Raw genomic sequence first — 20,158 nt, 5'->3', positions numbered from 1 at the left:
GACGTACATCTCCTGTCGCCATCGCGGATGCTAGGTCGTCGTGACTGCAGGACGGCAGTCAAACGGCAGCGCGAGAGGGCTCAGGACTGATGAGCGTGCGTCAGATTTGCGATCAGGTGCGGGTCACCGAACAGGCCTTCACGGCAGCGCTCGGCGCCATGAAGGCGGCGGGGCTGCGCGAGGAGCTGACCCGGGAACTTCAGGAGATGGAAGCCGCGGAGATCGAGGCGGGACAGAACGAGGCCTCGGCGCGCGCAGCCTCGTGGAAGCGGGTGAAGATGCTCCACGGCCTCGGCTATCCGGTGGATTTCGGCTGGCTCCACCTCGCCGGCGCCGCGGCCGCGGTTCGATCCGCCTGACAGGCCGATCCCGAGCCTCGCGGATGCGCGAGACCCGGGATCGCGACGGTTCTCAGGGAGCCAGGTCGTGGACCGGCGCCGGAACCGGCGTGTTGCTGCTGTTGAGCACGTTGCCGCTGGTCGGGACGGCCTTGAGCACCGCCTTGTCGATCTGCGGCGGGGCCGGCAGCTGCAGCTGCTCGCTGGTATAGGCCCATTCCTCGGCGACCCGATCCGGATCGTCGTTGAGCTTGGTGCCGTAGCTCGGGACGATCTGCTTGATCTTGGCCTGCCATTCGGGCGTCGCGACGTTCTTGGCGAACACCTTCTCGAGCACCTGCAGCATGATCGGCGCCGCCGTCGAGGCGCCCGGCGAGGCGCCGAGCAGGGCGGCGATGCTGCCGTCCTTGGCGTTGACGATCTCGGTGCCGAGCTTCAGCACGCCGCCCTTGTCCTTGTCGCGCTTGATGATCTGCACGCGCTGACCCGCCTGCCAGAGGCGCCACTCCTCCTTCTTGGCCTTCGGGAAGTACTCGCGAAGGGCCGCGATCCGGTCGTCGTCCGACAGCATGAGCTGGCCGGCCAGGTACTCGACAAGCGGGAACTCGTCGACGCCGACCCGGACCATCGGCCAGATGTTGCTGGTCGTGGTCGAGCTGAGGAGGTCGAGATACGAGCCCTCCTTCAGGAACTTGGTCGAGAAGGTCGCGAACGGGCCGAACAGGATCACGCGCTTGCCGCCGAGCACGCGGGTGTCGAGGTGCGGCACCGACATCGGCGGCGAGCCCACCGACGCCTTGCCGTAGGCCTTGGCGAGGTGCAGCGTCGCCACGTCCGGGTTCTCGTTGATGAGGAACGAGCCGCCGACCGGGAAGCCGGCATAGTCATCGCCCTCCGGGATGCCCGACTTCTGGAGCAGGTGCAGGGCACCGCCGCCGGCGCCGATGAACACGAACTTGGCGTCGACGCTGCGCCGCGACCCATCCTTGGTGTTGCGGGAGGTGACACGCCAGGAGCCGTCCGCGTTCTTGGTGATGCCCTCGACCTCGGTGGAGAGGTTCAGCTTGAAGGTCGGCTGGCCCTGCAGATACGCGACGTATTGGCGGGTGACCTCACCCCACTCGACATCGGTGCCGAGCGGCGACCAGGTGGCGGCGACCTTCTGGTTCGGGTCGCGCCCCTCCATCATCAGGGGCACCCATTTCTTGAGCTGCTCCGGATCGGTGGAATATTCCATGCCGGCGAACAGCGGGCTGGCCTTCAGGGCCTCCCAGCGCTTCCTCAGGTAGGCGATGTTGTCGTCGCCCCAGACGAAGCTCATGTGCGGGGTGTAGTTGATGAAGGAATGGGGGTTCTTCAGCACCCCGGACTTGACCAACGAGGCCAGGAACTGGCGCGTGACCTGGAAGGCCTCGTTGATCTCCACCGCCTTGGCGATCTCGACCTGACCGTTCTTCTTCTCGGGGGTGTAGTTCAGCTCCGCGAGGGCGGAATGGCCGGTGCCGGCATTGTTCCAGCCGTTCGAGCTCTCCAGGGCGACCTGGTCCAGGCGCTCGACCATCTGGATCGACCAGGTCGGCTCCAGCTGGTTGAGCCACACGCCGAGGGTGGCGCTCATGATGCCGCCGCCGATCAGCAGCACGTCGACTTTGCCGTCGGCGCCGTCGGCGAAAGCCAGGCTGCCGGGAAGCGCGGCCACGGCGAGCCCGGTCGCCGCCGTTCCGAGAAGCTGCCGCCGGCTGAAGGCGAGCGTGTCCTGCGGCGAGCGCTCGGACCGGGGCTTGTTCTTATCGTCGGCACGCATCGCCAAATCTCACGGTTGCGGACCGGGCAGGCGCGTCTGGCACTTCCCGGTACAGAAGGCGTCGGAGCGACGCGCCGGGAGCCCCGCGCGTCCAGCCTTCCAGAACGTTCCCCCGCAGATGGTGCGGCACGCGACGCGTGATCGATCGATCTTGTGCGATCGTTTTTTGTCTAGCGGCCGATCAAGCGCCCCGAGCACTGACAAAATCAGAGGCCGGAAGCTCTAGGCCGAATGGAAACGTCTGTTATCAACCCGCGGCCGAGTTCGGAGCGGCCGCACCGAATAGAGAGCCAGGACCGGATACGGAGATCGCACGATGATCGGCGACCGCCGATGGTGGAAAGACGCCGGCCGATCTGGCGCGGCGGCTTGTTGCCCGCCTCTTAGAGGATGAGGTCTGAAAGGACAATCTGCGGTGTCGGACAATCACCCGGCCTGTGCTCGGCCCGGACATGCGGGGCGTGCGCGCGTGGCATGCCGGCGCCCGCCCGCCCGGTCGCTAGCGGGCGCGCCGGAACCGGATGATGCTGCGGGACAGCCGGCCGGCATCCCAGTTGGGCATGATCCGCCAGGGCGTCATCACGTCCGCCTCGTCCCCGTGCAGCGTGATCGAACGGCGCTGCTCGGTGTTGACCCATTCCGGCGCCCAGGCGGTCTGGACATGGGTGATCCACTGGTCGCCCTCGATCCGGTACCGGCCGATATAGGCGACCAGGGTCTTCATGAGGGCTGCGCGGTCGGCATCGGTTTCCGCGGGTCGGCGGTCCGTGCCTTCGAGGTTGAACGCGACCCATCCATCCTGGGTGAAGATCACCCGGCCCCGCGGGGCGCTGCCCATCGCGTCGATGAGCGCCCCGGTCTCCTTGTCCTCGACCTTGTAGGAGACGAGCTCCCAGGTTCCGACGATCTTCTCGGCGAGATCGCCCTCGTCCGTATGGGCCGGGGGCTGATTCTCGGCCCCGATTCCGGGGGACGCCGCCATGAGCAGGGCGGCCGCGAGCGTCGCGGAGAATTTCGTCATCCGGGGATTCTCCTTCCGGTCCGCCGGGGATCGGGAGCATGCCGCCGCAGGGGCATGCCATCCGCCCGACGCGGGCACCGTGGGAATACAGCGCGCAATCCTGCCGTAACAGGGCTCGGTCGCGCGAAGCTTGTATCGAAGGGGGTGATTGCGCCGTATCGGTCAACGCGGACCGGAGGGCGACTTCGACCGGCTCTCGGATCCGGTCATTCGTAAAGTCAGGGAGAACGTATTGTGCGGATCAGCGCTTTAGGCGGCTGATGGTGCCCAGGAAAGGACTCGAACCTTCACCTCTTGCAAGACTGGTACCTGAAACCAGCGCGTCTACCAATTCCGCCACCTGGGCTCGCCGCCGGCCTCGGCCGGCGACGGCTTCGTTTATTCGGACCGACGGTGTCCGTCAATCGCGATTTCAGCCTTTATGGCCTCAACCGCGCGGCCAGTCCCGGATGTCGACGAACCGGCCGGCCACGGCCGCCGCCGCCGCCATGGCCGGCGAGACCAGGTGCGTGCGTCCGCGATGGCCCTGGCGGCCCTCGAAGTTCCGGTTCGACGTCGAGGCGCAGCGCTCCAGCGGGTTGAGCCGGTCGGCGTTCATCCCCAGGCACATGGAGCAGCCCGGCTCGCGCCAGTCGAAGCCCGCCGCCTTCAGCACCCGGTCGATGCCCTCGGCTTCCGCCTGCGCCTTCACCAGGCCGGAGCCCGGGACCACCATGGCCGAGACGCTCTCGTGCACCTTGCGACCCTCGACCATCTGGGCGACGACTCGCAGATCCTCGATCCGGCCGTTGGTGCAGGAACCGATGAACACCCGGTCCAGGGTGATGTCGGTGATCGGCGTGCCCGGCGTCAGGCCCATATAGGCCAGCGCCTTCTCCTTCGATTGCCGCTTGTTCTCGTCGGCGATCGCGGCCGGATCCGGCACGCGGCCGCGCACCGAGATCACGTCTTCCGGGCTCGTGCCCCAGCTGACGATCGGCGGCAGGCTGGCGGCGTCGAGCCGGACCTCGCGGTCGAAGAACGCGCCCTCGTCGGTGAGCAGGCTCTCCCAGTAGGCGCGCGCCTTGTCGAAGGCCGCGCCCTTGGGGGCCTTCGGGCGGTCCTTCACGTAGGCGTAGGTGGTGGCGTCCGGCGCGACCAGGCCGGCGCGGGCGCCGCCCTCGATCGACATGTTGCAGATCGTCATCCGGCCCTCCATCGAGAGGGCGCGGATCGCCTCGCCGGCATATTCGATCACGTGGCCGGTGCCGCCGGCGGTGCCGATCTCGCCGATGATCGCCAGGATGATGTCCTTGGCGCCCACGCCGGGCGGCAGCGCGCCGTCCACCGTGACGCGCATGTTCTTGGCCTTCTTCTGCACCAGCGTCTGCGTGGCGAGCACGTGCTCGACCTCGGAGGTGCCGATGCCGTGGGCCAGCGCCCCGAAGGCGCCGTGCGTCGAGGTGTGCGAGTCGCCGCACACGATGGTCTGACCGGGCAGCGTGAAGCCCTGCTCCGGACCGATGATGTGGACGATGCCCTGGCGCCGGTCGAGGGCGTCGTAGAACTCGATGCCGAAATCGCGCACGTTCTCGGCCAGCGCCTCGAGCTGGGTCCGGCTCTCGGGATCGTCGATGCCCTTCGAGCGGTCGGTGGTCTGGACGTTGTGGTCCACCACCGCCAGCGTCTTCTCGGGATGACGCACCTTGCGGCCGGCCACGCGTAGACCCTCGAACGCCTGCGGGCTCGTCACTTCGTGAACGAGGTGCCGGTCGATGTAGAGGAGGCTGGTGCCATCCGGCTGGACATCGACGACGTGGTCGTCCCAAATCTTGTCGTAGAGGGTGCGCGGGCTGGTCATCGGTTTTCGTCTTCGGATGGGATCGCTGCAAAACTCTCGCGATAATGCGGGTTCCTTAGTAGGCATCGCGCGCGGTTTTCGGAAGGGGCGAGTCTCGTTCCTGTCAAATGGCCGCTCGGCGTTTCGCCCCCGGATGTCACCGCCGGAGGCCGGCGGCGGGTGGCGCCGCACCGGGCGCAGGCCCTATGCCGGATCAAACCCGTGCCGGCCGCAGCGGCGGCCGGGCGAATGAGGGAGTGTGAGATGCCCGAAGCGCCGCCCGAGATCCTGCTCCTGAAGACAATGCATCCGCTGGTCGAGACCGCCTTCGAGGGGCGCTTCACCGTGCACCGGCTCGCGGGCGCCGCGGACCCGGAGGCGATGCTCGCCGAGATCGGACCGCGGATCCGGGGGCTCTGCGTCGGCGGCCAGGTCGACGCCGCCCTGATGGACAAGCTGCCGAAGCTCGAGCTGATCGCCAATTTCGGCGTGGGCTACGATGCCGTCGACGCCGTCGAGGCGCATCGGCGCGGCATCGTGGTCACCAACACGCCGGATGTACTCACCGACGAGGTCGCCGACCTCGCCGTCGGGCTGGTTCTGGCGACGATCCGGCGCCTCCCGCAGGCCGACCGCTACCTGCGCGAGGGACATTGGCCGAAGGCGCCGTTCCCGCTGACCGCCTCGTTGCGCGGGCGGCGGGTCGGCATCCTGGGGCTCGGCCGGATCGGGAAGGCGATCGCCCATCGGCTCGAGAGCTTCGGCGTCGCGGTCGATTATCACGGCCGCAGTCGCAAGGCGGACGTGGCCTACACCTACCATGACAGCCTGATCGGGATGGCGCGGGCGGTCCATATCCTGATCGTGGTCGCGCCCGGCGGCGACGACACCCGCGGCCTGGTGGACGCATCCATCCTTGAGGCTCTGGGCGCCGAGGGGATCCTGATCAACGTCGCCCGGGGCAGCCTGGTCGACGAGACCGCTCTGATCGCGGCGCTGAAGGCGGGCACGATCCTGGGGGCCGGGCTCGACGTGTTCGAGAACGAGCCGCACGTGCCGGCGGACCTCGCGGCCCTCGACAATACCGTGCTGCTGCCGCATGTCGGCTCTGCCTCCGAGCATACCCGCACGGCGATGGCCCAACTCGTCGTCGACAATGTCGTGTCGTGGTTCGAGGGGCGTGGCCCGCTGACCCCCGTTTCCGAGACACCCTGGAGCCCACCCGCGTGAGACCCGCACAGGCCGCGCTGCTCGCCGCTTTGGCCCTGATCCCGTGGCCGGCGGCGGCGCAGGAAGATCCCGCGGCCTCTTCGGCGGCGCCCGAGCCGAGCCTGCTGAATCCGGGGACTCTGGCCGCGCCCCCGATCGCGACACCCGCGGCGCCCCCTGCCCCGCCGAGCCTCCCCGAACGGCTCAGCGAGGTGCCCGGGACCTGGGACCTGTCGCGCGACGGCACCAACCGCCGCTGCGTGATGAACCTGCGGAGCGAGAACGGCGATGCCGGCCAGAAGCTCAGCTTCCCGGCCGGGTGCCGGCGCGCCCTGCCGATCGTGAACGGGATCGCCGGCTGGCTGTTCAGCGACCGGGGCGTGCGCCTGGTGGACCGGAACGTCCGCCCGATCCTCGAATTCGTCCGGCGGCCCGACCAGCGCAGCCTGGTCGCCAAGCTCGAGGGCGGCGAGACCTACAGCCTGGTGCCGCTCGATATCGCGGCGATGCGTCCGGCCGCCTCGGCGGCGCCCGACATTGCCGGTGTCGAGACCGCACCCGCGCCGTCGCCGCTCCGGACGGCCCCGGCGGTGCCGGCCGAGCTGCAGCGGACCACGGCCGCGACCGCCCCGGCAGGACCGGGACCCGCACCGGGCGTCTACGCTCTCGACCGCTTTCAGGAGCGCGACACCTGCCGGATCACCCTCGACGGGGCCGGCGGTGGCGTCCACGTCGTCCCGGGCTGCCATGACGGCGGCCTGGAGGTGTTCGATCCGGTGCGCTGGCGCTACGCCAACGGCCGCATGACGCTGACCGCCAAGCGCGGCCACACCATCGACCTCGTGCCGAGCGGCGACGGACGCTGGCGCCGCGAGCCCGAGGTCGGCACCACCTTCGTGCTGCGCCGGGTCGACTGAGCTATCGGGATCCGCGCCCGTCCTGGACCGGCAGCATCCGCTCCAGCAGGCCGTCGCGCCGGATGACGAGGTGCCAGACCGTGCCGGCGATGTGCAGGAGCACGAGCGCGTAGACGAACCATTGCCCGACGAGGTGGATCGACTCGGCGATCTTCTGCGGGCCCTCGTCCTTGGTCAGGCCCGGGATGGTGAACAGCCAGAAATACGGCGTGTCCCGTCCCGACAGCGCGCTCAGCAGGTAGCCGCTGACCGGCATGATCAGGAAGATCGCGTAGAGCAGCCAATGGTTGACGCGGCCGATCAGGGTCAGCAGCCGCGGCGCCTGGGGATCGGGCGGCGCCGGCCGGACCATGCGCCAGACGATCCGCAGGACCACGATCGCCAGGATCGTCAGCCCGACCGACTTGTGCAGCACGAAGATGTTGCCTTTGAGGGGCGCCGGCGGCAGGCTCACCGCCACCCAGGCCAGCGGCAGCACCGCCAGCGCCAGGGCGGCCGTCACCCAGTGCAGCGCCTGCGAGACCGGGTGATAGCGCGGCAGGCCCGAGGCCGTGACGTAGGTGGCGGGCAGCGGCGCCGGCCTGCCGGTCTTGACGGTTGAACCTGGCATGATCCCTCGCGGATGGGCGTCGTCCACCGCGCAGCTAAACAGATGGCCATCGGCGGACCAATGCCGAGCCGGATCAAGTTTTAGAATGATCCCAGATTATTCTCGCGAAACCGGCCCGCGCAGCCGAGCGATCGGGGGCGTGTTGCGTCAGGCGGCCGCGCCGGCGTTGATCACCCGGGACACGTCGAGCAAAGCGGCCAGCTCCACCGCCGCCGTCGCGAGCCGCGCCGCCACGAGCACGTCGGTGATGCGGCCATCGGCCATGTCGTCGGGGCCGGCATAGACCGAGGTCGGCGCCATGTGGGCCGCGAAGAAGCCGAAGAGCGGCCGCAGGCTGTGCTCGACCACCAGGGCGTGGCGCAGGCCGCCGCCCGTGGCGGTGAGCACCACCGGCATGCCCGCCATCTTCGCCGGATCGACGAAGTCGAACACGTGCTTGAACAGCCCGGCATAGCCGCCCTGGTAGACCGGCGTCCCGACGATCAGGGCGTCCGCCCCCTCGATCGCCGCGACCAGATGCGCCGCCGGCAAGGGCAGATCCTCGCGCAGCGCCACGCCGAGACCCGGCCCCGCATCAATCAGATCGTAGACCGTGAGGTCGATCCGGCGCAGGCGCCCGAGCTCGGCGCCGACCGCGGCGACGAGGTCGCGGGTTCGCGAAGGTCGCTTGGCGCTCCCGGAGAAGGCGACGACACGGGGCAGGCTCGGCTTGACGCTCACGACTCGACGCTCACCAAGAGCGCTCGCCGATAGGGATACCGGTTCGGCATCGGCGAGCGCGTTGAAACAAAGGCTTTGTGCCGTGCCAGATCGCGACGCGATCGGGCCCGGCGCGGGATTGGTCTGTCAGCCGCCGTAAGGCACGCCGGACGGCGCATCGTCGCGACGCGCGCCCGTCGATCGCGGTCCGGCCGCAAGGTAGCGCATTCCGGCCGCGGATGAAGCCTCGATGCCGTAGCCGGAGCGATTGGACGCGTCATGGCCGGACCACCGTCTCAACCGTGCAACCGCCAGACGTGGCTCTGCTTGATCTCGGCATCTTCCAGGGCGCGCGAGACCGGCACCGCGTAGGTCGCCAGGCATTCGAGTCGCCCCCGCGGCAGATAGGTCCGCCCCGGATCGCCGATCAGCACCGTGCGCCCGCGCGCCTGCAGATCGGACAGCCAAGCCGTCACCGCCCCGGCGAGGTCGCGCTCGTAGAAGACGTCCGCGGCGAGCACGAGGTCGGCCTCCGGCACCGTGCCGAGAAGGTCGGTCGAGACCGGCCGGATCTGGGCGGCGACGCCGTTGGCTGCGGCGTTGATGCCGATCGCCGCAACGGCGAACGGGTCGAGGTCGCTGGCGACGACGCTCCGGGCGCCCGCCCGGGCGGCCGCGATCGCTACGAGGCCCGAGCCCGAGGCGAAATCCACCACCCGGCGCCCGTTGGCGACCTCGACATTGTCGAGGATGTAGCGGGCCAGAGCCTGCCCGCCCGCCCAGGCAAAGGCCCAGAACGGCGGCGGCAGCCCGATCTCCTGTAATTCGTCCTCGGTCTTCTGCCAGAGCTCGGTCGCCTCGTCGGCGACGTGGAGCTGGATTTCCAGGGCGTAGGGAACCGGCAGCAGCCTCGTATGGGCCTGAATGAAGCCGAGCGGATCGTCCGGGGCGCGCATGATCAGGCGTCCAGCAGCGCGCGCCACACGGCGCAGACCTGATCGGTCACGGCGGATTCGGTGAAGCCGCCCGTCGCGATCCGGGTCCGGGCCGCGGCGCCGAGGCCAGCGACCAGGGCCGGATCGCCGCTCAGGCGAACGAGCGCGTCGGCCAGGGCCGGGGCGTCGCCGGGGGGCACGAGCAGGCCCTCGATCCCGTCGCGCACGAGGCTGCGGCAGCCGGGCACATCGGTGGTGACGAGCGCCCGTCCGCAGGCGGCGGCTTCGAGCAGGCTGCGCGGAAGACCCTCCCCGCCCCGGGACGGCAGGCAGGCGACGTGCTGGTTCGCCCAGACGGCCGCGACGTCCTCGGTCGGGCCGTGCCAGGCGACGCCGTCGCGGCTCCAGTCGCGCAGGGTCGCCGCGTCGATCGAACGCCGGTTCGACGGGTCGGGCGCCCCGAACAGGGCGAGCTCCACGGCCGCGCCCCGGCCCCGGGCCAGGCGGGTCGCCTCGACCGCTACGTCGATGCCCTTCGACCAGAGCATGCGCGCGACCACGGCGACCTTGAGCGGCGGCATCGGCGGCAGCGGCTGCGGCGCGAAGGCGTCGCCATCGACCCCTGCCCCGCCGATCACCGTGACGGAATGCTCGGACGGATCGAGGCCCAGCGCCAGCGCATCGTCCGGGTTCTCGAACAGGAAGCGGGTGCGCCCGGAGGCCAGCGGCCCGCGGATCAGCGCCCGGAGCCCGAGCCGGGCCGCGCGTCCGATCCGGTCGGTGCGGGCGCCGACCAACCCGAGGCCGGTCAGCGCGTAGACCCGCGCCGGGATGCCGGCCATGGCGGCGGCGGTCCCGCCCACCAGGATGCTCCGCAGGGCGATGCAATGGACGATGTCCGCGTTCAGCGCCTTCAGGATCCCGGCGAGCTGCCCGGCCGCGTAGCCGGCCGCCATCGGGTTGAGGCTCGCCCGCTCCGCCTCCAGCGGAACGACGCGCGCGCCGGTGGCCTCGATGACGGGGCGATGCGCCCGCACCCGGGTGACCACCGTGACCGCGAGCCCCATGGCGATCGCGGCCCGGGCCATGGGCAGGAAATGCGAGGCGAAGAACCAATCCTCGGTGACGACGAAGACGAGGTTCCGCATCGGGATCGGGGCGGTTTCGCGGGCGGGTTCGGCATCCATCCGCCCCCTCTAGCACGTCGCCGCGGATCGGCCTGCGGCGGATGCGCAGATCCGGAACGGTGGTCGGGCGCCGCCGGTTGATCTGCGCCTTCTCGCCGGGCGGTACCCCGGCGGCGTATCCGGGAGGGGCGGCGATGGCGGAAGTCGAGACGGACCAGAACGGTGGAAGCCTGCGCGCGGCGGCCGAGGAAGCGGGGCTCGTCTATGTGGACGACCGCCGGCCGGGCCTGACGCGCAAGCGCAGCGGCACGGGCTTCCGTTACCTCGACGCGAAGGGGGCGCCGGTGCGGGACGCGCGGACGCTCGCTCGGATCCGCGCCCTCGCGATCCCGCCGGCCTATACCGATGTCTGGATCTGCGCGCGCAGCAGCGGCCATATCCAGGCGACCGGGCGGGACGCCAAGGGCCGCAAGCAGTACCGCTATCACCCGGATTTCCGGCAGGCCCGCGAGGCCAACAAGTTCTCGCGCATCATGGCTTTCGCCGATGCCCTGCCGGGGATCCGCCAGCGCGTCGATGCCGACATGAGGCGTCCGGGACTGTGCCGCGAGAAGGTGCTGGCCACCGTGGTCCACCTGCTCGAGACCACGCTGATCCGGGTCGGCAACGACGATTACGCCCGCACCAACAAGAGCTACGGCCTGACCACCCTGCGCGATCCTCATGTCCGGATCGCGGGCGCCGAGCTGTCGTTCCGGTTCAAGGGCAAGAGCGGGAAGACCTGGGACGTGTCGCTCAAGGACCGGCGCGTCGCCCGGATCGTGAAGGCCTGCCAGGACCTGCCCGGCCAGGAGCTGTTCCAGTATATCGACGCCGACGGCGTCCAGCGCGACGTCACCTCGTCCGACGTGAACGCGTATCTGCGCGAGATCACCGGCGAGGATTTCACCGCCAAGGATTTCCGGACCTGGGCCGGGACGGTCCTGGCTGCGCTAGCGCTGCGCGAGTTCGAGAGCTTCGACAGCGAGGCGGGGGCCAAGCGCAACGTCCGCGCGGCGATCGAGAGCGTCGCGGGGCGCCTCGGCAACACGCCGACGATCTGCCGCAAATGCTACATCCACCCCCAGATCCTCGATTGCTACCTGGAGGGGGACCTCCTCCTGCAGGTCAAGGATGCGGTCGAGACCGAGCTGAGCCAGGATCTCGGCAAGCTCCGCTCCGAGGAGGCGGCGGTGCTCGGGTTGCTCCAGGCGCGGCTGGCCGCATCGCAGGATGAGGCGCTTGCCGGCAAGCGGGTCAAGCCCGCCTCGGCTTCGGCCCGCAAACGCAGCAAGCCGGGCGGGACGGCGTCCCGGGCCAAAGCGGCCGCCAAGACCGCGATCAAGTCCGCTTCGAGCGGGAAGACGCGATCGTCCGGGGCTGCGCGGACCCGCGCCGGGGCGCAGGCCGGCGTCGCGTGAGCGGGGCAGCCCCGCCGGGGCTGCCCGCTGGTCCGGTCAATGCCGGGACTGGTTGCTGCTGCCGGACCCGCCGCCGCGCCGGTTCTGCTCGCTGTCGACCACCGGAGCCAGGCCGAGCTGGCGCGCCAGCGAGACCAGATCCTTCAGCCGCCCGGTCTGCGTCTTGCGGCGCAGGTTGAGCCGGTGGGTCTCGACCGTCCGGACGCTGAGCGCCAGGCGCCGGGCCACCTCCTTGTTGCTGAAGCCCGAGCTGAGGAAGCGCAGCACCTCCGCCTCGCGCGGCGTGAGCCCGAGGCTGTCGGCCGGCTCCGCCGGCAGGGCGGCTTGCTGGTCCGGCGGCACGAGGCAATCGGATCCCTCGGCCAGGGCGAGCAGGGCCGCACACAGCTCCCGCGGCGACTTCGACCGCGCCACGAAGGCATCGGCGCCCGCCGCCAGCAGGGCCCGGAGGTCGTCGGCGGTCAGCGCCCCGAAAGCCACGAGCGTGCGCAGGTTCGGCTGCCGCTCCTTCAAGCCGACGAGGCGCGCGATCCCATCCGCCAGCCGGATCTCGTCGAGGAAGATCAACGCGACCGTGGAGCCGGCATCGGCCCGGCCCAAGTCTTCCTCGCCGATCGTATGGAACTCCGGCATATGCTCCAGAGTGGCGCGAACAGTCGCGCTCAGGTCCTGCGGTTCATCCAGGATCAGGACGCCAACGGCCGTACTCATGACCTCGCACCTTTCGTCTCCCGCCGATACAAAGGGGCCGGGATCGGATGCGTAGTTCCAAGATCCATTCCACGAGTTTGGGGCGAATATTAAGCTTTATATTCGCGTAATCGGTCGATTCCTGTCTTCGCCCAGCGAATTGGTGTGCCAATATGGGTCGCGGCCTGGCCCCGTCCCGCTTCTGGCCGTGCCAGACCGGAGCGGCTTGGCTGTCTCAGCTTGCGACGGCCAAGCCTGCATCGCCCTGGTACGGCACGACGCGGTTGCGGCCGCCGCTCTTGGCGGCATAGAGCGCGATATCGGCCCGCTTGATCAGGGCGTGGACGTCGTCGCCCTCGATCCAGGTGCTGACGCCGAAGCTGCAGGTCAGGCCGATTGCATGCTTGCTGCCACGGATACGCAGGGCCTGGACGCGTTCCCGCAGGCGTTCGGCCCGGTCGGTCGCCTCGGCGAGGCTGCAGCCCGGCAGGACGATGCCGAATTCCTCGCCGCCGAGGCGTCCGCCGATGCCCTCCCCGGCGATCAGCTCGGCCACGGCCTTGATGGCGACATCGCCGACATCGTGGCCGTGCTCGTCGTTGATCCGCTTGAAATGGTCGATATCGGCCAGGATCGCCGAGATCCGGCCCGGGCGCGCGTCCTGCTCGGCGGCGATGCGCGCCCGGTCGAAGAACGCGCGGCGGTTATAGGACCCGGTCAGCGGATCGGTCTCGGCCAGGCGGATCAGCTCCTCCTGCAGGGTGATCAGGCGCTCGGCCGCGCGCAGCCGGGCGTTCAGCTCCTCGGCGCTCGGCGGCTTCTCGATGAAGTCGTCGGCGCCGCTGTCGAGGGCCTCGGCGAGGCTGCGGACGTTGCGCGCGGACGACATGGTGATGACGTGCAGCGGCCGGCGTTCTTCCGCCAGGAGCCGCGCGGACCAGCAGAGTTCGAGGCCGCAGAGGGGGCGGACCTCGACGCTGGTGATCAGGACGCGGACGGAGGGCGTCGCGGAGAGGTACTGCAGCGCCTGCGCCGAATCCGTGAACGCGTGCACCGCATGACCGCGCGGCTCGATCAGGGAGGCGATGATCTGCAGGACGACACGGCTCGAATCGACGACAACGATCTGCATGGCATGGTCCGGCCCGGGTCTCGGGTATCTACCGGACAAGACTTAACTTCGACCCAACACCGGAGCCGAATTCCAGCATGAGCGCGGTCATCACCACGCCAGACTTCCGCTATATCGTCGTCCGCGGTCGCCTCTGGCGGCGCGCCAATCCCGACCTGCCGGCAGAGCGGCGCGAGGCCCTGGTCGGCCGGCTGATGGATGCGCGCCGGGCCGTGAAGGCGGCCAAGGCCGCCGAGCGTGCGGGCGAGCCCGACGCGGCTGCCGCGATGAAGGCCGCCCGGGCGGAGGTCGACGCGGCGAAGATCGGCTTGGGAGAGCGCGGCCCGGTCTGGTGGCGCGACGGCGCCCCCGATCTCAACCGGCACCTCGTCCGGAACACGCCCTACGCCGCCTGGTTCGCCGCGCTCAGCGACGGGGAACCTGAACCGTGATGATCTGGGCGCCGGCCGTGCGGCCGCTCTCGATCGTCCGCTCGGCCCGGCGCTCGCGCGTGGACCGGGGTGCGGGGTTCGTCGCGTTGATGACCGTGATCGTCGGCATTTGTGCGGGCGGGGCCACGATGCCGGTGACGGTCGGGACCCCGTAGGTCCCGTAGCTCCAGGGTGACGGCACGATCTCGGTCGGCCGCGGCACCCGGGTCAGCGGAGCGCCGATATAGGTGCCGCGCACGAACGGGCCGGCAAAGTCGCCCGCCCCGGCCGGGCCGTAGGGATAGACGCTCTGCGCGCAGGCCGGTCCCGCGAAGAGGAAGCCTGCGAGGGTGACGGCTTTCCGGTTTCTCATGCGGCCGGCTCCGATACTCGGGGGAACACGTCAGGAACGATCCTGGGGAACCCACACGATCACCGGCCGTTCCGACCGGCCAGCCGCGCAGAATGCGTATGGTTGGCGACGCGCTATCTCAACGGCAGGTCGTGATCCGGCGGACCACCCAGCCCTCGCCCTCGATCCACAGGCGCCGACGCGCCCGGCTGCAGCTGGACTCGTCGTCGCGCTCGACGGCGGCGACCGGGTGAACCTGCGACGGGGCGGCCTCGGCCACCTTGGTCTCGTTCGGGGCCGGCGCGGCCTCGGCAGTCGCCAGGCCGGCCAGAAGCAGGAGGGCGCTGGCCGCGCCCAATGCGGTCGATCGGATCATCATGGTGAAACAGCGCCCTGCGGCCGAGTTTAGGGATTCCTCAACGGAATGCGCGGCGCAGCATTTCGGTTTCATCCGGTGCGACGGTTCTTGGCGCCCGACCCACGGCGATGGGCGTGACGGTGTGCTGCGGCACGCACCGCACGACGCGCTTAGACTTCGCCGGCTGCGCGTATTAGGAGGAGCGGCCGGACGCGACGGCTCCCGTAGACCCTCGATCAGCGGTCAGGCGGGCCGGTCCACGAGCGAAGGTCCATGAGCAAGCCGAAGCCCCCGACCAACGTGCTGTTGACGCCGGAGAAGCGCGCCGAGGACGTGGACCAGACGATCCGGCCGCTGAGCCTGGCCGAGTTCATCGGGCAGAAGGCGGCGCGCGCCAACATGCAGATCTTCATCGAGGCGGCCAAGATGACCGGCCAGGCCCTCGATCACGTCCTGTTCGTCGGGCCGCCGGGCCTCGGCAAGACCACGCTGGCCCAGATCGTGGCGCGGGAACTCGGGGTCAACTTCCGCTCGACCTCGGGCCCGGTCATCGCCAAGGCCGGCGACCTCGCCGCGCAGCTGACCAATCTCGAAGAGCGCGACGTGCTCTTCATCGACGAGATCCACCGCCTCAACCCGGCGGTCGAGGAAATCCTCTACCCGGCCATGGAGGATTACCAGCTCGACCTCATCATCGGCGAAGGCCCGGCGGCCCGCTCGGTGAAGATCGAGCTGCCGAAATTCACGCTGGTCGGGGCCACCACCCGGGCGGGGCTGCTGACGACGCCGCTGCGCGACCGGTTCGGCATCCCGATCCGGCTCGAATTCTACGAGATCGACGAGCTCGAGAAGATCGTGGCCCGCGGCGCCCGGGTGCTCGGGCTCGGCATGTCGCCGGAAGGCGCCAACGAGATCGCCCGGCGCGCGCGCGGCACGCCGCGCATCGCCGGCCGGCTGCTGCGGCGGGTGCGCGACTTCGCCGTGGTGGCCGAGGCCGAGACGGTGACGCGCGCCATCGCCGACCGGGCGCTGAAGCTGCTCGACGTGGATTCGGTCGGCCTCGACGTGATGGATCGCAAGTACCTGACGCTGATCGCGACCTCGTTCGGCGGCGGACCGGTGGGCATCGAGACGATCGGCGCCGCCCTGTCCGAGCCGCGCGACGCGATCGAGGACATCATCGAGCCCTACCTGATCCAGCGCGGCTTCGTGCAGCGCACCCCGCGCGGCCGGGTGCTCACCCGGCACGCCTTCCGGCACATGGGCTTCGCCGAGCCCAAGCGGGAACAGAACCTGCTCTTCGATGACGGCGACGCCGTCTGACCTGCTTTTCGTCAATGTCCATGCGGTCGGAACGGGGCTGGTTCACGCCCTCCTCATAGGAAACCGCATCGATAACGGGTCGCCAGCCCGCGGCCGGGCCCGGCTGCTCAGCCGGCAAAGGCTTGTCCGGTCACGGTTTTCGCACCGGATGCGCTGAGGCTATTGCCCAGCTTTTACGTAGTCGCGCCCCGGGATCCGATCGCGCAAAAGCGATCCCGCCTGCGGAACAGTGGGGAAACGCGACAGTTGTGCTCGCGACCGCGCCCAGTCCGCGTGGCGCTGGCAAGATTGCGGGACTGTGGCCGCGGCCACGGAATCTCGAGAGATCTTTGAGCCATCAATAAGAACACCAAGGACCACCTTCCGATATGAAGACACTCACGCTCGCCGTCCTCGGCCTTTCCGCTGCTGCGCTCACGACGCCGGCTTTCGCGCAGGACGCGCTCCCGATCCGCATCCAGCCCTTCGCCAACCAGCAGGATGTCGGCGCCGCCGCGACCGAGACCCCGGCCTTCCGCGCCGAGGCGCTGCGTTCGGACGCCACCAGCATCGAGGCGAGCCGCATCGCCCTCCAGCGTTCGCGCAACCCGCGGGTCCGCAACTACGCCAACCGCGTCCTGGTCGAGCGTAAGGCCACCACCGACGCGCTGCTGCCGCCGAACACCTCCCTGTCGCGCAACGGCACGGTGGTGTCGGACAACCAGGGCATCAAGACGGATCTGAGCAACCCGGTCGGCTTCGTGCTGGCCCCGGTGACCATCGCGGCCAATCTCGGCACCAGCATCGTCGGCGGCGCGCTCGGCGCGGTCGGCATCGTCGACAACAGCCCGACCGAGCCGGGTCGTCGCGTGGCGCTGGGCAAGCGCGGTCAGGCCCGTCTGGCCCGGCTGCAGTCGGCCCCGAACGGCCGGTCCTTCGATCGCGCCTATATCGACCAGCAGGCCCGGTCCGACGCCCAGACCCTGGCGCTCTACGACGCCTATGCCAAGTCGGGCGACAGCGCCCAGGGCCGCCGCTTCGCCAGCGAGGCACTGCCCTACATCGCCGACGAGCACGCCCATTCGGCGAGCCTGGCCGCCCGCATCGGCGGCTGATCCGACCGCACAGACCTGACCATGCGAGGGCCGCCCCAGAGCGGCCCTCGTCATGTCGGCCCCCCGGCCGGGCGGCAAGCCGCCGCGACTGTTCCGGCGACGGGGTTTCCCCGCCTCCGCGCCATGCCGTAGACGACGCCGATGAGCGAAGCGAACCCTGCCGGTACGAAGCCACACCGCCTGGCGGTGCGGGTCTATTACGAGGACACCGATTTCTCGGGCTTCGTCTACCACGCGAGCTACCTGCGCTTCCTGGAGCGGGGCCGGACCGAATTGCTGCGCGGCTTGGCGGGCGACCAGTCCGAGCTGCACCGGGAGGCAAGCGGCCTCGTCTTCGTAGTCCGCCGGATGACGCTGGACTTCATCCGGCCCGCCCGCATGGACGACCAGCTCACCATCGTGACCCGCACGCAGCAGCTGCGGGGCGCCTCGATGCAGCTGGCGCAGGAAGTCCGCCGGGCCGACGAGCTCCTGGTCGCCGCCGAGGTCACGGTCGCCTGCGTGCGCGACGGCCGTGCCATTCGCCTGCCGGAGGTCCTGCGTCGACTCCTGACGCCCGGCGAAACCTAGGCGACCCGCGTCGGGTCGGTGTCGCGCAGGAGCTTGGCGAAGGCGTTCACGATGGTCATCGCGTCGTACTCGACCGAGACCAGCTGGAAGCCCATGGCGACCATCTCCCGGGCCCGCAGGGGCGACGGCGAGAAGGCGCAGGGCAGCTTGCCGGCCGCCCGGGTCTTGCGCACGATCTCGCCGAGGGCCGCCGTGACCGCCGCGCCGGCCGGGTCGATGGTTGTGCCCTTGGACAGGGCGATCGACAGGTCGGCGGGGCCGACCAGGATGCCGTCGATGCCCGGCAGGGCCAGGATCGCCCCCAGCGCGTCGATCGCCTCCGCGGTCTCGCACATGGCGATGGTCAGCGCCCGGGCGTTGGCGCCCGCGAGGAACTCGGTCGCATCGCTCTGACCCGACATCCACATGGCGCGGTCCGGCCCCCAGCTCCGCTGACCGACCGGCGGGTACTTGGTGGCGGCGGCCAGCGCCTGCGCGTCGGCCACGCTGTTGATCATCGGCGCGACGATGCCCGAGGCGCCGGCATCCAGCATCCGCGATGCCATGGCGAAGTCGCCCACCGGGATGCGGACCAGGCTCGGCTTGCCGGCGAGCGCCACCTCGGTGATCGCCGCGCAGCACGAATGGTAATCGTGCGCGCCATGCTGCTGGTCGAGGAGCACGGCGTCGAAGCCCGACCGCGCGAGGGCGCCGGCGATGGCCGGGTCGGCGATACAGGACCAGCCGAGGAATCGGGCGGGCTCGGCGGGCAGCAGGCCGTGGAGGCTCGGGACGGGCAGGGTCATGGCGCTTCCTGTACTGAGACTCGCGGTGCGCGCGGCACTCTGGCCCCGGGAGAATAAGGGCGTCGGTTTCGCGAGGTCCAGCCTTGCGTTGCGCCCCCCGGCCGATACTTCCGAATGCCTTGGGATCGCCCGGATCGAAACCGATCCTTAACCCTGTCGCGGCCTTAACGAAGACCGCGCGATGCCGTGAGTCCCGGCGCGAAGACGGCCCTTACTTTCGACAGATTCGCGGGCGATAGCATTGATATCGCTCACGGATCCGGCGGACGCGGGCCTCGCCCGGCGCATCGCGATCCGGAGCAGGAGATCTCGACGGATGAACCCAGCCGACGCGATGCAGGCCGCGCCTGTCGCCGACATGACGTTGCTCGGGCTGTTCCTGCAAGCCCATTTCGTCGTGAAGATCGTGATGATCGGGCTGCTCAGCGCCTCGATCTGGTGCTGGTCGATCATCGTCGACAAGACGCTGCTGTTCCGCCGTACCAAGGCCGAGATGGACGCGTTCGAGGATGCGTTCTGGTCCGGCCGCTCCCTCGAGGAGCTGTTCCGCTCGTTCAACGACCGCCCGGCCACCGGGCTCGCCGCGGTGTTCGTGGCCGCCATGCGCGAGTGGAAGCGCTCGTTCGAGGGCTCGGGCCGTCAGGTCCAGTCCCTGTCGCAGCGCATCGAGAAGCAGCTCGACGTCACCATCCAGCGGGAGGTCGAGCGGCTCGAATCGCGCCTGCTGTTCCTCGCCTCGATCGGTTCGGCCGGCCCGTATATCGGCCTGTTCGGCACGGTCTGGGGCATCATGACCGCGTTCACCTCGATCGCGGCCTCCAAGAACACCTCGCTCGCCGTCGTGGCGCCCGGCATCGCGGAGGCCCTGTTCGCCACCGCGATCGGCCTGTTCGCCGCGATTCCCGCGGTCCTCGCCTACAACAAGCTCCAGGCCGAGGTCTCGAAGTCGCAATCGCGGCTGGAGGGTTTCGCCGACGAGTTCTCCGCGATCCTCTCCCGCCAGATCGACGAGCGCCTCTCGCTCGCCGCCTGACCGGGCCGATCCAGGAGATTGATCCATGAGCATGGCGGCGGGTGCATCCCACGGCGGCAAGCGGCGGCGGCGCAGAGGCCGGCGCGGCGGGCCGATCAACGAGATCAACATGACGCCGTTCATCGACGTCGTGCTGGTGCTGCTGATCATCTTCATGGTCGCGGCGCCGATGATGACGGTGGGCGTCCCCCTCGACCTGCCGCAATCCAAGGCGTCGCCGCTCAATTCCGACGTGAAGCCGGTGACGCTCTCGATCCGGCAGACCGGCCAGGTCTTCCTCGGCGAGGACGAGCTGACCGACGACACAATCATCCCGAAGCTGCTCGAGACGGCCAAGACCGGCACCGAGGAGCGCGTGTTCGTACGCGGCGACAAGCGGGTCGATTACGGCCGCGTCGCCCAGGTGATGGCGATCGTGACCGGCGGCGGCTTCAAGAAGGTCGCCCTCGTGACCGAGCCTGAGCATCAGTAG

The 20,158-nt window shown here is 69.8% G+C and carries 22 protein-coding genes and 1 tRNA gene; 10 read left to right on the top strand and 13 right to left on the bottom strand.

The features are described from left to right. Positions 1 to 89: 89 nt before the first annotated feature. On the top strand, positions 90 to 359 hold the full coding sequence (locus tag BMZ47_RS12760) for a hypothetical protein (RefSeq protein ID WP_007566890.1): 270 nt from the start codon (positions 90 to 92) through the stop codon (positions 357 to 359). Positions 360 to 411: 52 nt separating this feature from the next. On the opposite strand, the gene mqo is transcribed toward BMZ47_RS12760, so the two are convergent. The 4 genes from mqo to leuC all read right to left on the bottom strand — a co-directional run bounded on the left by mqo (position 412) and on the right by leuC (position 5,003). Then, the gene (gene mqo / locus BMZ47_RS12755; protein WP_091862630.1) at positions 412 to 2,142 is read right to left on the bottom strand and encodes a malate dehydrogenase (quinone); all 1,731 of its coding nucleotides are present in this window, start codon (positions 2,140 to 2,142) and stop codon (positions 412 to 414) included. 499 nt (positions 2,143 to 2,641) lie between these two features. Further along, entirely contained in the window at positions 2,642 to 3,163 is a 522-nt protein-coding gene (locus BMZ47_RS12750) for a lipocalin-like domain-containing protein (RefSeq protein ID WP_091862627.1), read from the bottom strand. A 261-nt stretch (positions 3,164 to 3,424) separates the two neighbouring features. Next, a tRNA-Leu gene (locus BMZ47_RS12745) sits at positions 3,425 to 3,509 on the bottom strand. 81 nt (positions 3,510 to 3,590) lie between these two features. Further along, positions 3,591 to 5,003 carry a 3-isopropylmalate dehydratase large subunit gene (gene leuC, locus BMZ47_RS12740; RefSeq protein WP_007566885.1) on the bottom strand — a complete coding sequence of 471 codons (1,413 nt, stop codon included), beginning with the start codon at positions 5,001 to 5,003 and terminating at the stop codon, positions 3,591 to 3,593. Positions 5,004 to 5,246: 243 nt separating this feature from the next. Here leuC and BMZ47_RS12735 point away from each other — a divergent pair, with 243 nt between their 5' ends. Continuing rightward, the gene (locus tag BMZ47_RS12735; RefSeq protein WP_091862624.1) at positions 5,247 to 6,212 is read left to right on the top strand and encodes a 2-hydroxyacid dehydrogenase; all 966 of its coding nucleotides are present in this window, start codon (positions 5,247 to 5,249) and stop codon (positions 6,210 to 6,212) included. Further along, positions 6,209 to 7,108: an AprI/Inh family metalloprotease inhibitor gene (locus BMZ47_RS12730; protein WP_091862621.1), complete on the top strand. Its 900-nt coding sequence runs from the start codon at positions 6,209 to 6,211 to the stop codon at positions 7,106 to 7,108. The genes BMZ47_RS12735 and BMZ47_RS12730 overlap by 4 nt, the downstream gene beginning before the upstream one ends. 1 nt (position 7,109) lies before the next feature. Here the strand turns inward: BMZ47_RS12730 and BMZ47_RS12725 are convergent, their stop codons facing one another. The 4 genes from BMZ47_RS12725 to BMZ47_RS12710 form a co-directional block, all read right to left on the bottom strand. Further along, positions 7,110 to 7,718: a cytochrome b gene (locus tag BMZ47_RS12725; protein ID WP_091862682.1), complete on the bottom strand. Its 609-nt coding sequence runs from the start codon at positions 7,716 to 7,718 to the stop codon at positions 7,110 to 7,112. A 147-nt stretch (positions 7,719 to 7,865) separates the two neighbouring features. Continuing rightward, entirely contained in the window at positions 7,866 to 8,438 is a 573-nt protein-coding gene (locus BMZ47_RS12720; protein ID WP_244536808.1) for an NAD(P)H-dependent oxidoreductase, read from the bottom strand. Positions 8,439 to 8,713: 275 nt separating this feature from the next. Beyond that, on the bottom strand, positions 8,714 to 9,373 hold the full coding sequence (locus tag BMZ47_RS12715) for a class I SAM-dependent methyltransferase (protein WP_091862618.1): 660 nt from the start codon (positions 9,371 to 9,373) through the stop codon (positions 8,714 to 8,716). Positions 9,374 to 9,375: 2 nt separating this feature from the next. After that, a complete protein-coding gene (locus tag BMZ47_RS12710; RefSeq protein WP_091862615.1) occupies positions 9,376 to 10,539 on the bottom strand; it encodes a glycosyltransferase family 4 protein in 1,164 nt (387 codons plus the stop codon). A gap of 134 nt (positions 10,540 to 10,673) precedes the next feature. Between BMZ47_RS12710 and BMZ47_RS12705 the strand changes: the two genes are divergently transcribed. Continuing rightward, the gene (locus BMZ47_RS12705; protein WP_091862675.1) at positions 10,674 to 11,939 is read left to right on the top strand and encodes a DNA topoisomerase IB; all 1,266 of its coding nucleotides are present in this window, start codon (positions 10,674 to 10,676) and stop codon (positions 11,937 to 11,939) included. 36 nt (positions 11,940 to 11,975) lie between these two features. Here the strand turns inward: BMZ47_RS12705 and BMZ47_RS12700 are convergent, their stop codons facing one another. Then, positions 11,976 to 12,650: a LuxR C-terminal-related transcriptional regulator gene (locus BMZ47_RS12700; protein ID WP_091862612.1), complete on the bottom strand. Its 675-nt coding sequence runs from the start codon at positions 12,648 to 12,650 to the stop codon at positions 11,976 to 11,978. 214 nt (positions 12,651 to 12,864) lie between these two features. After that, positions 12,865 to 13,761, bottom strand: coding sequence for a GGDEF domain-containing protein (locus BMZ47_RS12695; RefSeq protein ID WP_091862610.1), 897 nt, complete (start codon positions 13,759 to 13,761; stop codon positions 12,865 to 12,867). 77 nt (positions 13,762 to 13,838) lie between these two features. On the opposite strand from BMZ47_RS12695, the gene BMZ47_RS12690 reads away from it, so the two are divergent. Continuing rightward, positions 13,839 to 14,192 (top strand): hypothetical protein, encoded by a 354-nt coding sequence (locus tag BMZ47_RS12690; protein ID WP_091862607.1) that lies wholly within the window; start codon positions 13,839 to 13,841, stop codon positions 14,190 to 14,192. Here the strand turns inward: BMZ47_RS12690 and BMZ47_RS12685 are convergent. Beyond that, a complete protein-coding gene (locus BMZ47_RS12685; RefSeq protein ID WP_091862604.1) occupies positions 14,167 to 14,544 on the bottom strand; it encodes a hypothetical protein in 378 nt (125 codons plus the stop codon). The genes BMZ47_RS12690 and BMZ47_RS12685 overlap by 26 nt on opposite strands. A 118-nt stretch (positions 14,545 to 14,662) precedes the next feature. Further along, positions 14,663 to 14,902 carry a hypothetical protein gene (locus BMZ47_RS12680; protein ID WP_091862600.1) on the bottom strand — a complete coding sequence of 80 codons (240 nt, stop codon included), beginning with the start codon at positions 14,900 to 14,902 and terminating at the stop codon, positions 14,663 to 14,665. Between the two features lie 252 nt (positions 14,903 to 15,154). Between BMZ47_RS12680 and ruvB the strand changes: the two genes are divergently transcribed. The 3 genes from ruvB to ybgC all read left to right on the top strand — a co-directional run bounded on the left by ruvB (position 15,155) and on the right by ybgC (position 17,868). Then, the gene (gene ruvB / locus BMZ47_RS12675; protein WP_007566861.1) at positions 15,155 to 16,204 is read left to right on the top strand and encodes a Holliday junction branch migration DNA helicase RuvB; all 1,050 of its coding nucleotides are present in this window, start codon (positions 15,155 to 15,157) and stop codon (positions 16,202 to 16,204) included. A gap of 368 nt (positions 16,205 to 16,572) precedes the next feature. After that, positions 16,573 to 17,298 carry a DUF4142 domain-containing protein gene (locus BMZ47_RS12670; protein ID WP_091862597.1) on the top strand — a complete coding sequence of 242 codons (726 nt, stop codon included), beginning with the start codon at positions 16,573 to 16,575 and terminating at the stop codon, positions 17,296 to 17,298. A gap of 141 nt (positions 17,299 to 17,439) precedes the next feature. Next, positions 17,440 to 17,868 (top strand): tol-pal system-associated acyl-CoA thioesterase, encoded by a 429-nt coding sequence (gene ybgC, locus BMZ47_RS12665; protein WP_091862594.1) that lies wholly within the window; start codon positions 17,440 to 17,442, stop codon positions 17,866 to 17,868. Here the strand turns inward: ybgC and BMZ47_RS12660 are convergent. Continuing rightward, entirely contained in the window at positions 17,865 to 18,653 is a 789-nt protein-coding gene (locus tag BMZ47_RS12660; RefSeq protein ID WP_091862592.1) for an HpcH/HpaI aldolase family protein, read from the bottom strand. The two genes, ybgC and BMZ47_RS12660, sit on opposite strands and share 4 nt — an antisense overlap. 316 nt (positions 18,654 to 18,969) lie before the next feature. Here BMZ47_RS12660 and tolQ point away from each other — a divergent pair, with 316 nt between their 5' ends. Both tolQ and BMZ47_RS12650 read left to right on the top strand, forming a co-directional pair. Beyond that, positions 18,970 to 19,686 (top strand): protein TolQ, encoded by a 717-nt coding sequence (gene tolQ / locus BMZ47_RS12655; protein ID WP_007566854.1) that lies wholly within the window; start codon positions 18,970 to 18,972, stop codon positions 19,684 to 19,686. Between the two features lie 25 nt (positions 19,687 to 19,711). Continuing rightward, entirely contained in the window at positions 19,712 to 20,158 is a 447-nt protein-coding gene (locus tag BMZ47_RS12650; protein WP_007566852.1) for an ExbD/TolR family protein, read from the top strand.

This window comes from Methylobacterium brachiatum, from assembly GCF_900113845.1.
GTDB lineage: Bacteria > Pseudomonadota > Alphaproteobacteria > Rhizobiales > Beijerinckiaceae > Methylobacterium > Methylobacterium brachiatum.
Note: the sequence above shows the minus strand (reverse complement) of the source record. Positions and strands in the feature narration are given on the sequence as shown.

Excerpts from the sequence above, each read along its gene's own strand:
- BMZ47_RS12760 (WP_007566890.1), top strand. The coding sequence starts at position 90 with ATGAGCGTGCGTCAGATTTGCGATCAGGTGCGGGTCACCGAACAGGCC.
- mqo (WP_091862630.1), bottom strand. The coding sequence starts at position 2,142 with ATGCGTGCCGACGATAAGAACAAGCCCCGGTCCGAGCGCTCGCCGCAG.
- BMZ47_RS12750 (WP_091862627.1), bottom strand. The coding sequence starts at position 3,163 with ATGACGAAATTCTCCGCGACGCTCGCGGCCGCCCTGCTCATGGCGGCG.
- leuC (WP_007566885.1), bottom strand. The coding sequence starts at position 5,003 with ATGACCAGCCCGCGCACCCTCTACGACAAGATTTGGGACGACCACGTC.
- BMZ47_RS12735 (WP_091862624.1), top strand. The coding sequence starts at position 5,247 with ATGCCCGAAGCGCCGCCCGAGATCCTGCTCCTGAAGACAATGCATCCG.
- BMZ47_RS12725 (WP_091862682.1), bottom strand. The coding sequence starts at position 7,718 with ATGCCAGGTTCAACCGTCAAGACCGGCAGGCCGGCGCCGCTGCCCGCC.
- BMZ47_RS12715 (WP_091862618.1), bottom strand. The coding sequence starts at position 9,373 with ATGCGCGCCCCGGACGATCCGCTCGGCTTCATTCAGGCCCATACGAGG.
- BMZ47_RS12710 (WP_091862615.1), bottom strand. The coding sequence starts at position 10,539 with ATGGATGCCGAACCCGCCCGCGAAACCGCCCCGATCCCGATGCGGAAC.
- BMZ47_RS12705 (WP_091862675.1), top strand. The coding sequence starts at position 10,674 with ATGGCGGAAGTCGAGACGGACCAGAACGGTGGAAGCCTGCGCGCGGCG.
- BMZ47_RS12700 (WP_091862612.1), bottom strand. The coding sequence starts at position 12,650 with ATGAGTACGGCCGTTGGCGTCCTGATCCTGGATGAACCGCAGGACCTG.
- BMZ47_RS12695 (WP_091862610.1), bottom strand. The coding sequence starts at position 13,761 with ATGCAGATCGTTGTCGTCGATTCGAGCCGTGTCGTCCTGCAGATCATC.
- BMZ47_RS12690 (WP_091862607.1), top strand. The coding sequence starts at position 13,839 with ATGAGCGCGGTCATCACCACGCCAGACTTCCGCTATATCGTCGTCCGC.
- BMZ47_RS12685 (WP_091862604.1), bottom strand. The coding sequence starts at position 14,544 with ATGAGAAACCGGAAAGCCGTCACCCTCGCAGGCTTCCTCTTCGCGGGA.
- BMZ47_RS12680 (WP_091862600.1), bottom strand. The coding sequence starts at position 14,902 with ATGATGATCCGATCGACCGCATTGGGCGCGGCCAGCGCCCTCCTGCTT.
- ruvB (WP_007566861.1), top strand. The coding sequence starts at position 15,155 with ATGAGCAAGCCGAAGCCCCCGACCAACGTGCTGTTGACGCCGGAGAAG.
- BMZ47_RS12670 (WP_091862597.1), top strand. The coding sequence starts at position 16,573 with ATGAAGACACTCACGCTCGCCGTCCTCGGCCTTTCCGCTGCTGCGCTC.
- ybgC (WP_091862594.1), top strand. The coding sequence starts at position 17,440 with ATGAGCGAAGCGAACCCTGCCGGTACGAAGCCACACCGCCTGGCGGTG.
- BMZ47_RS12660 (WP_091862592.1), bottom strand. The coding sequence starts at position 18,653 with ATGACCCTGCCCGTCCCGAGCCTCCACGGCCTGCTGCCCGCCGAGCCC.
- tolQ (WP_007566854.1), top strand. The coding sequence starts at position 18,970 with ATGAACCCAGCCGACGCGATGCAGGCCGCGCCTGTCGCCGACATGACG.
- BMZ47_RS12650 (WP_007566852.1), top strand. The coding sequence starts at position 19,712 with ATGAGCATGGCGGCGGGTGCATCCCACGGCGGCAAGCGGCGGCGGCGC.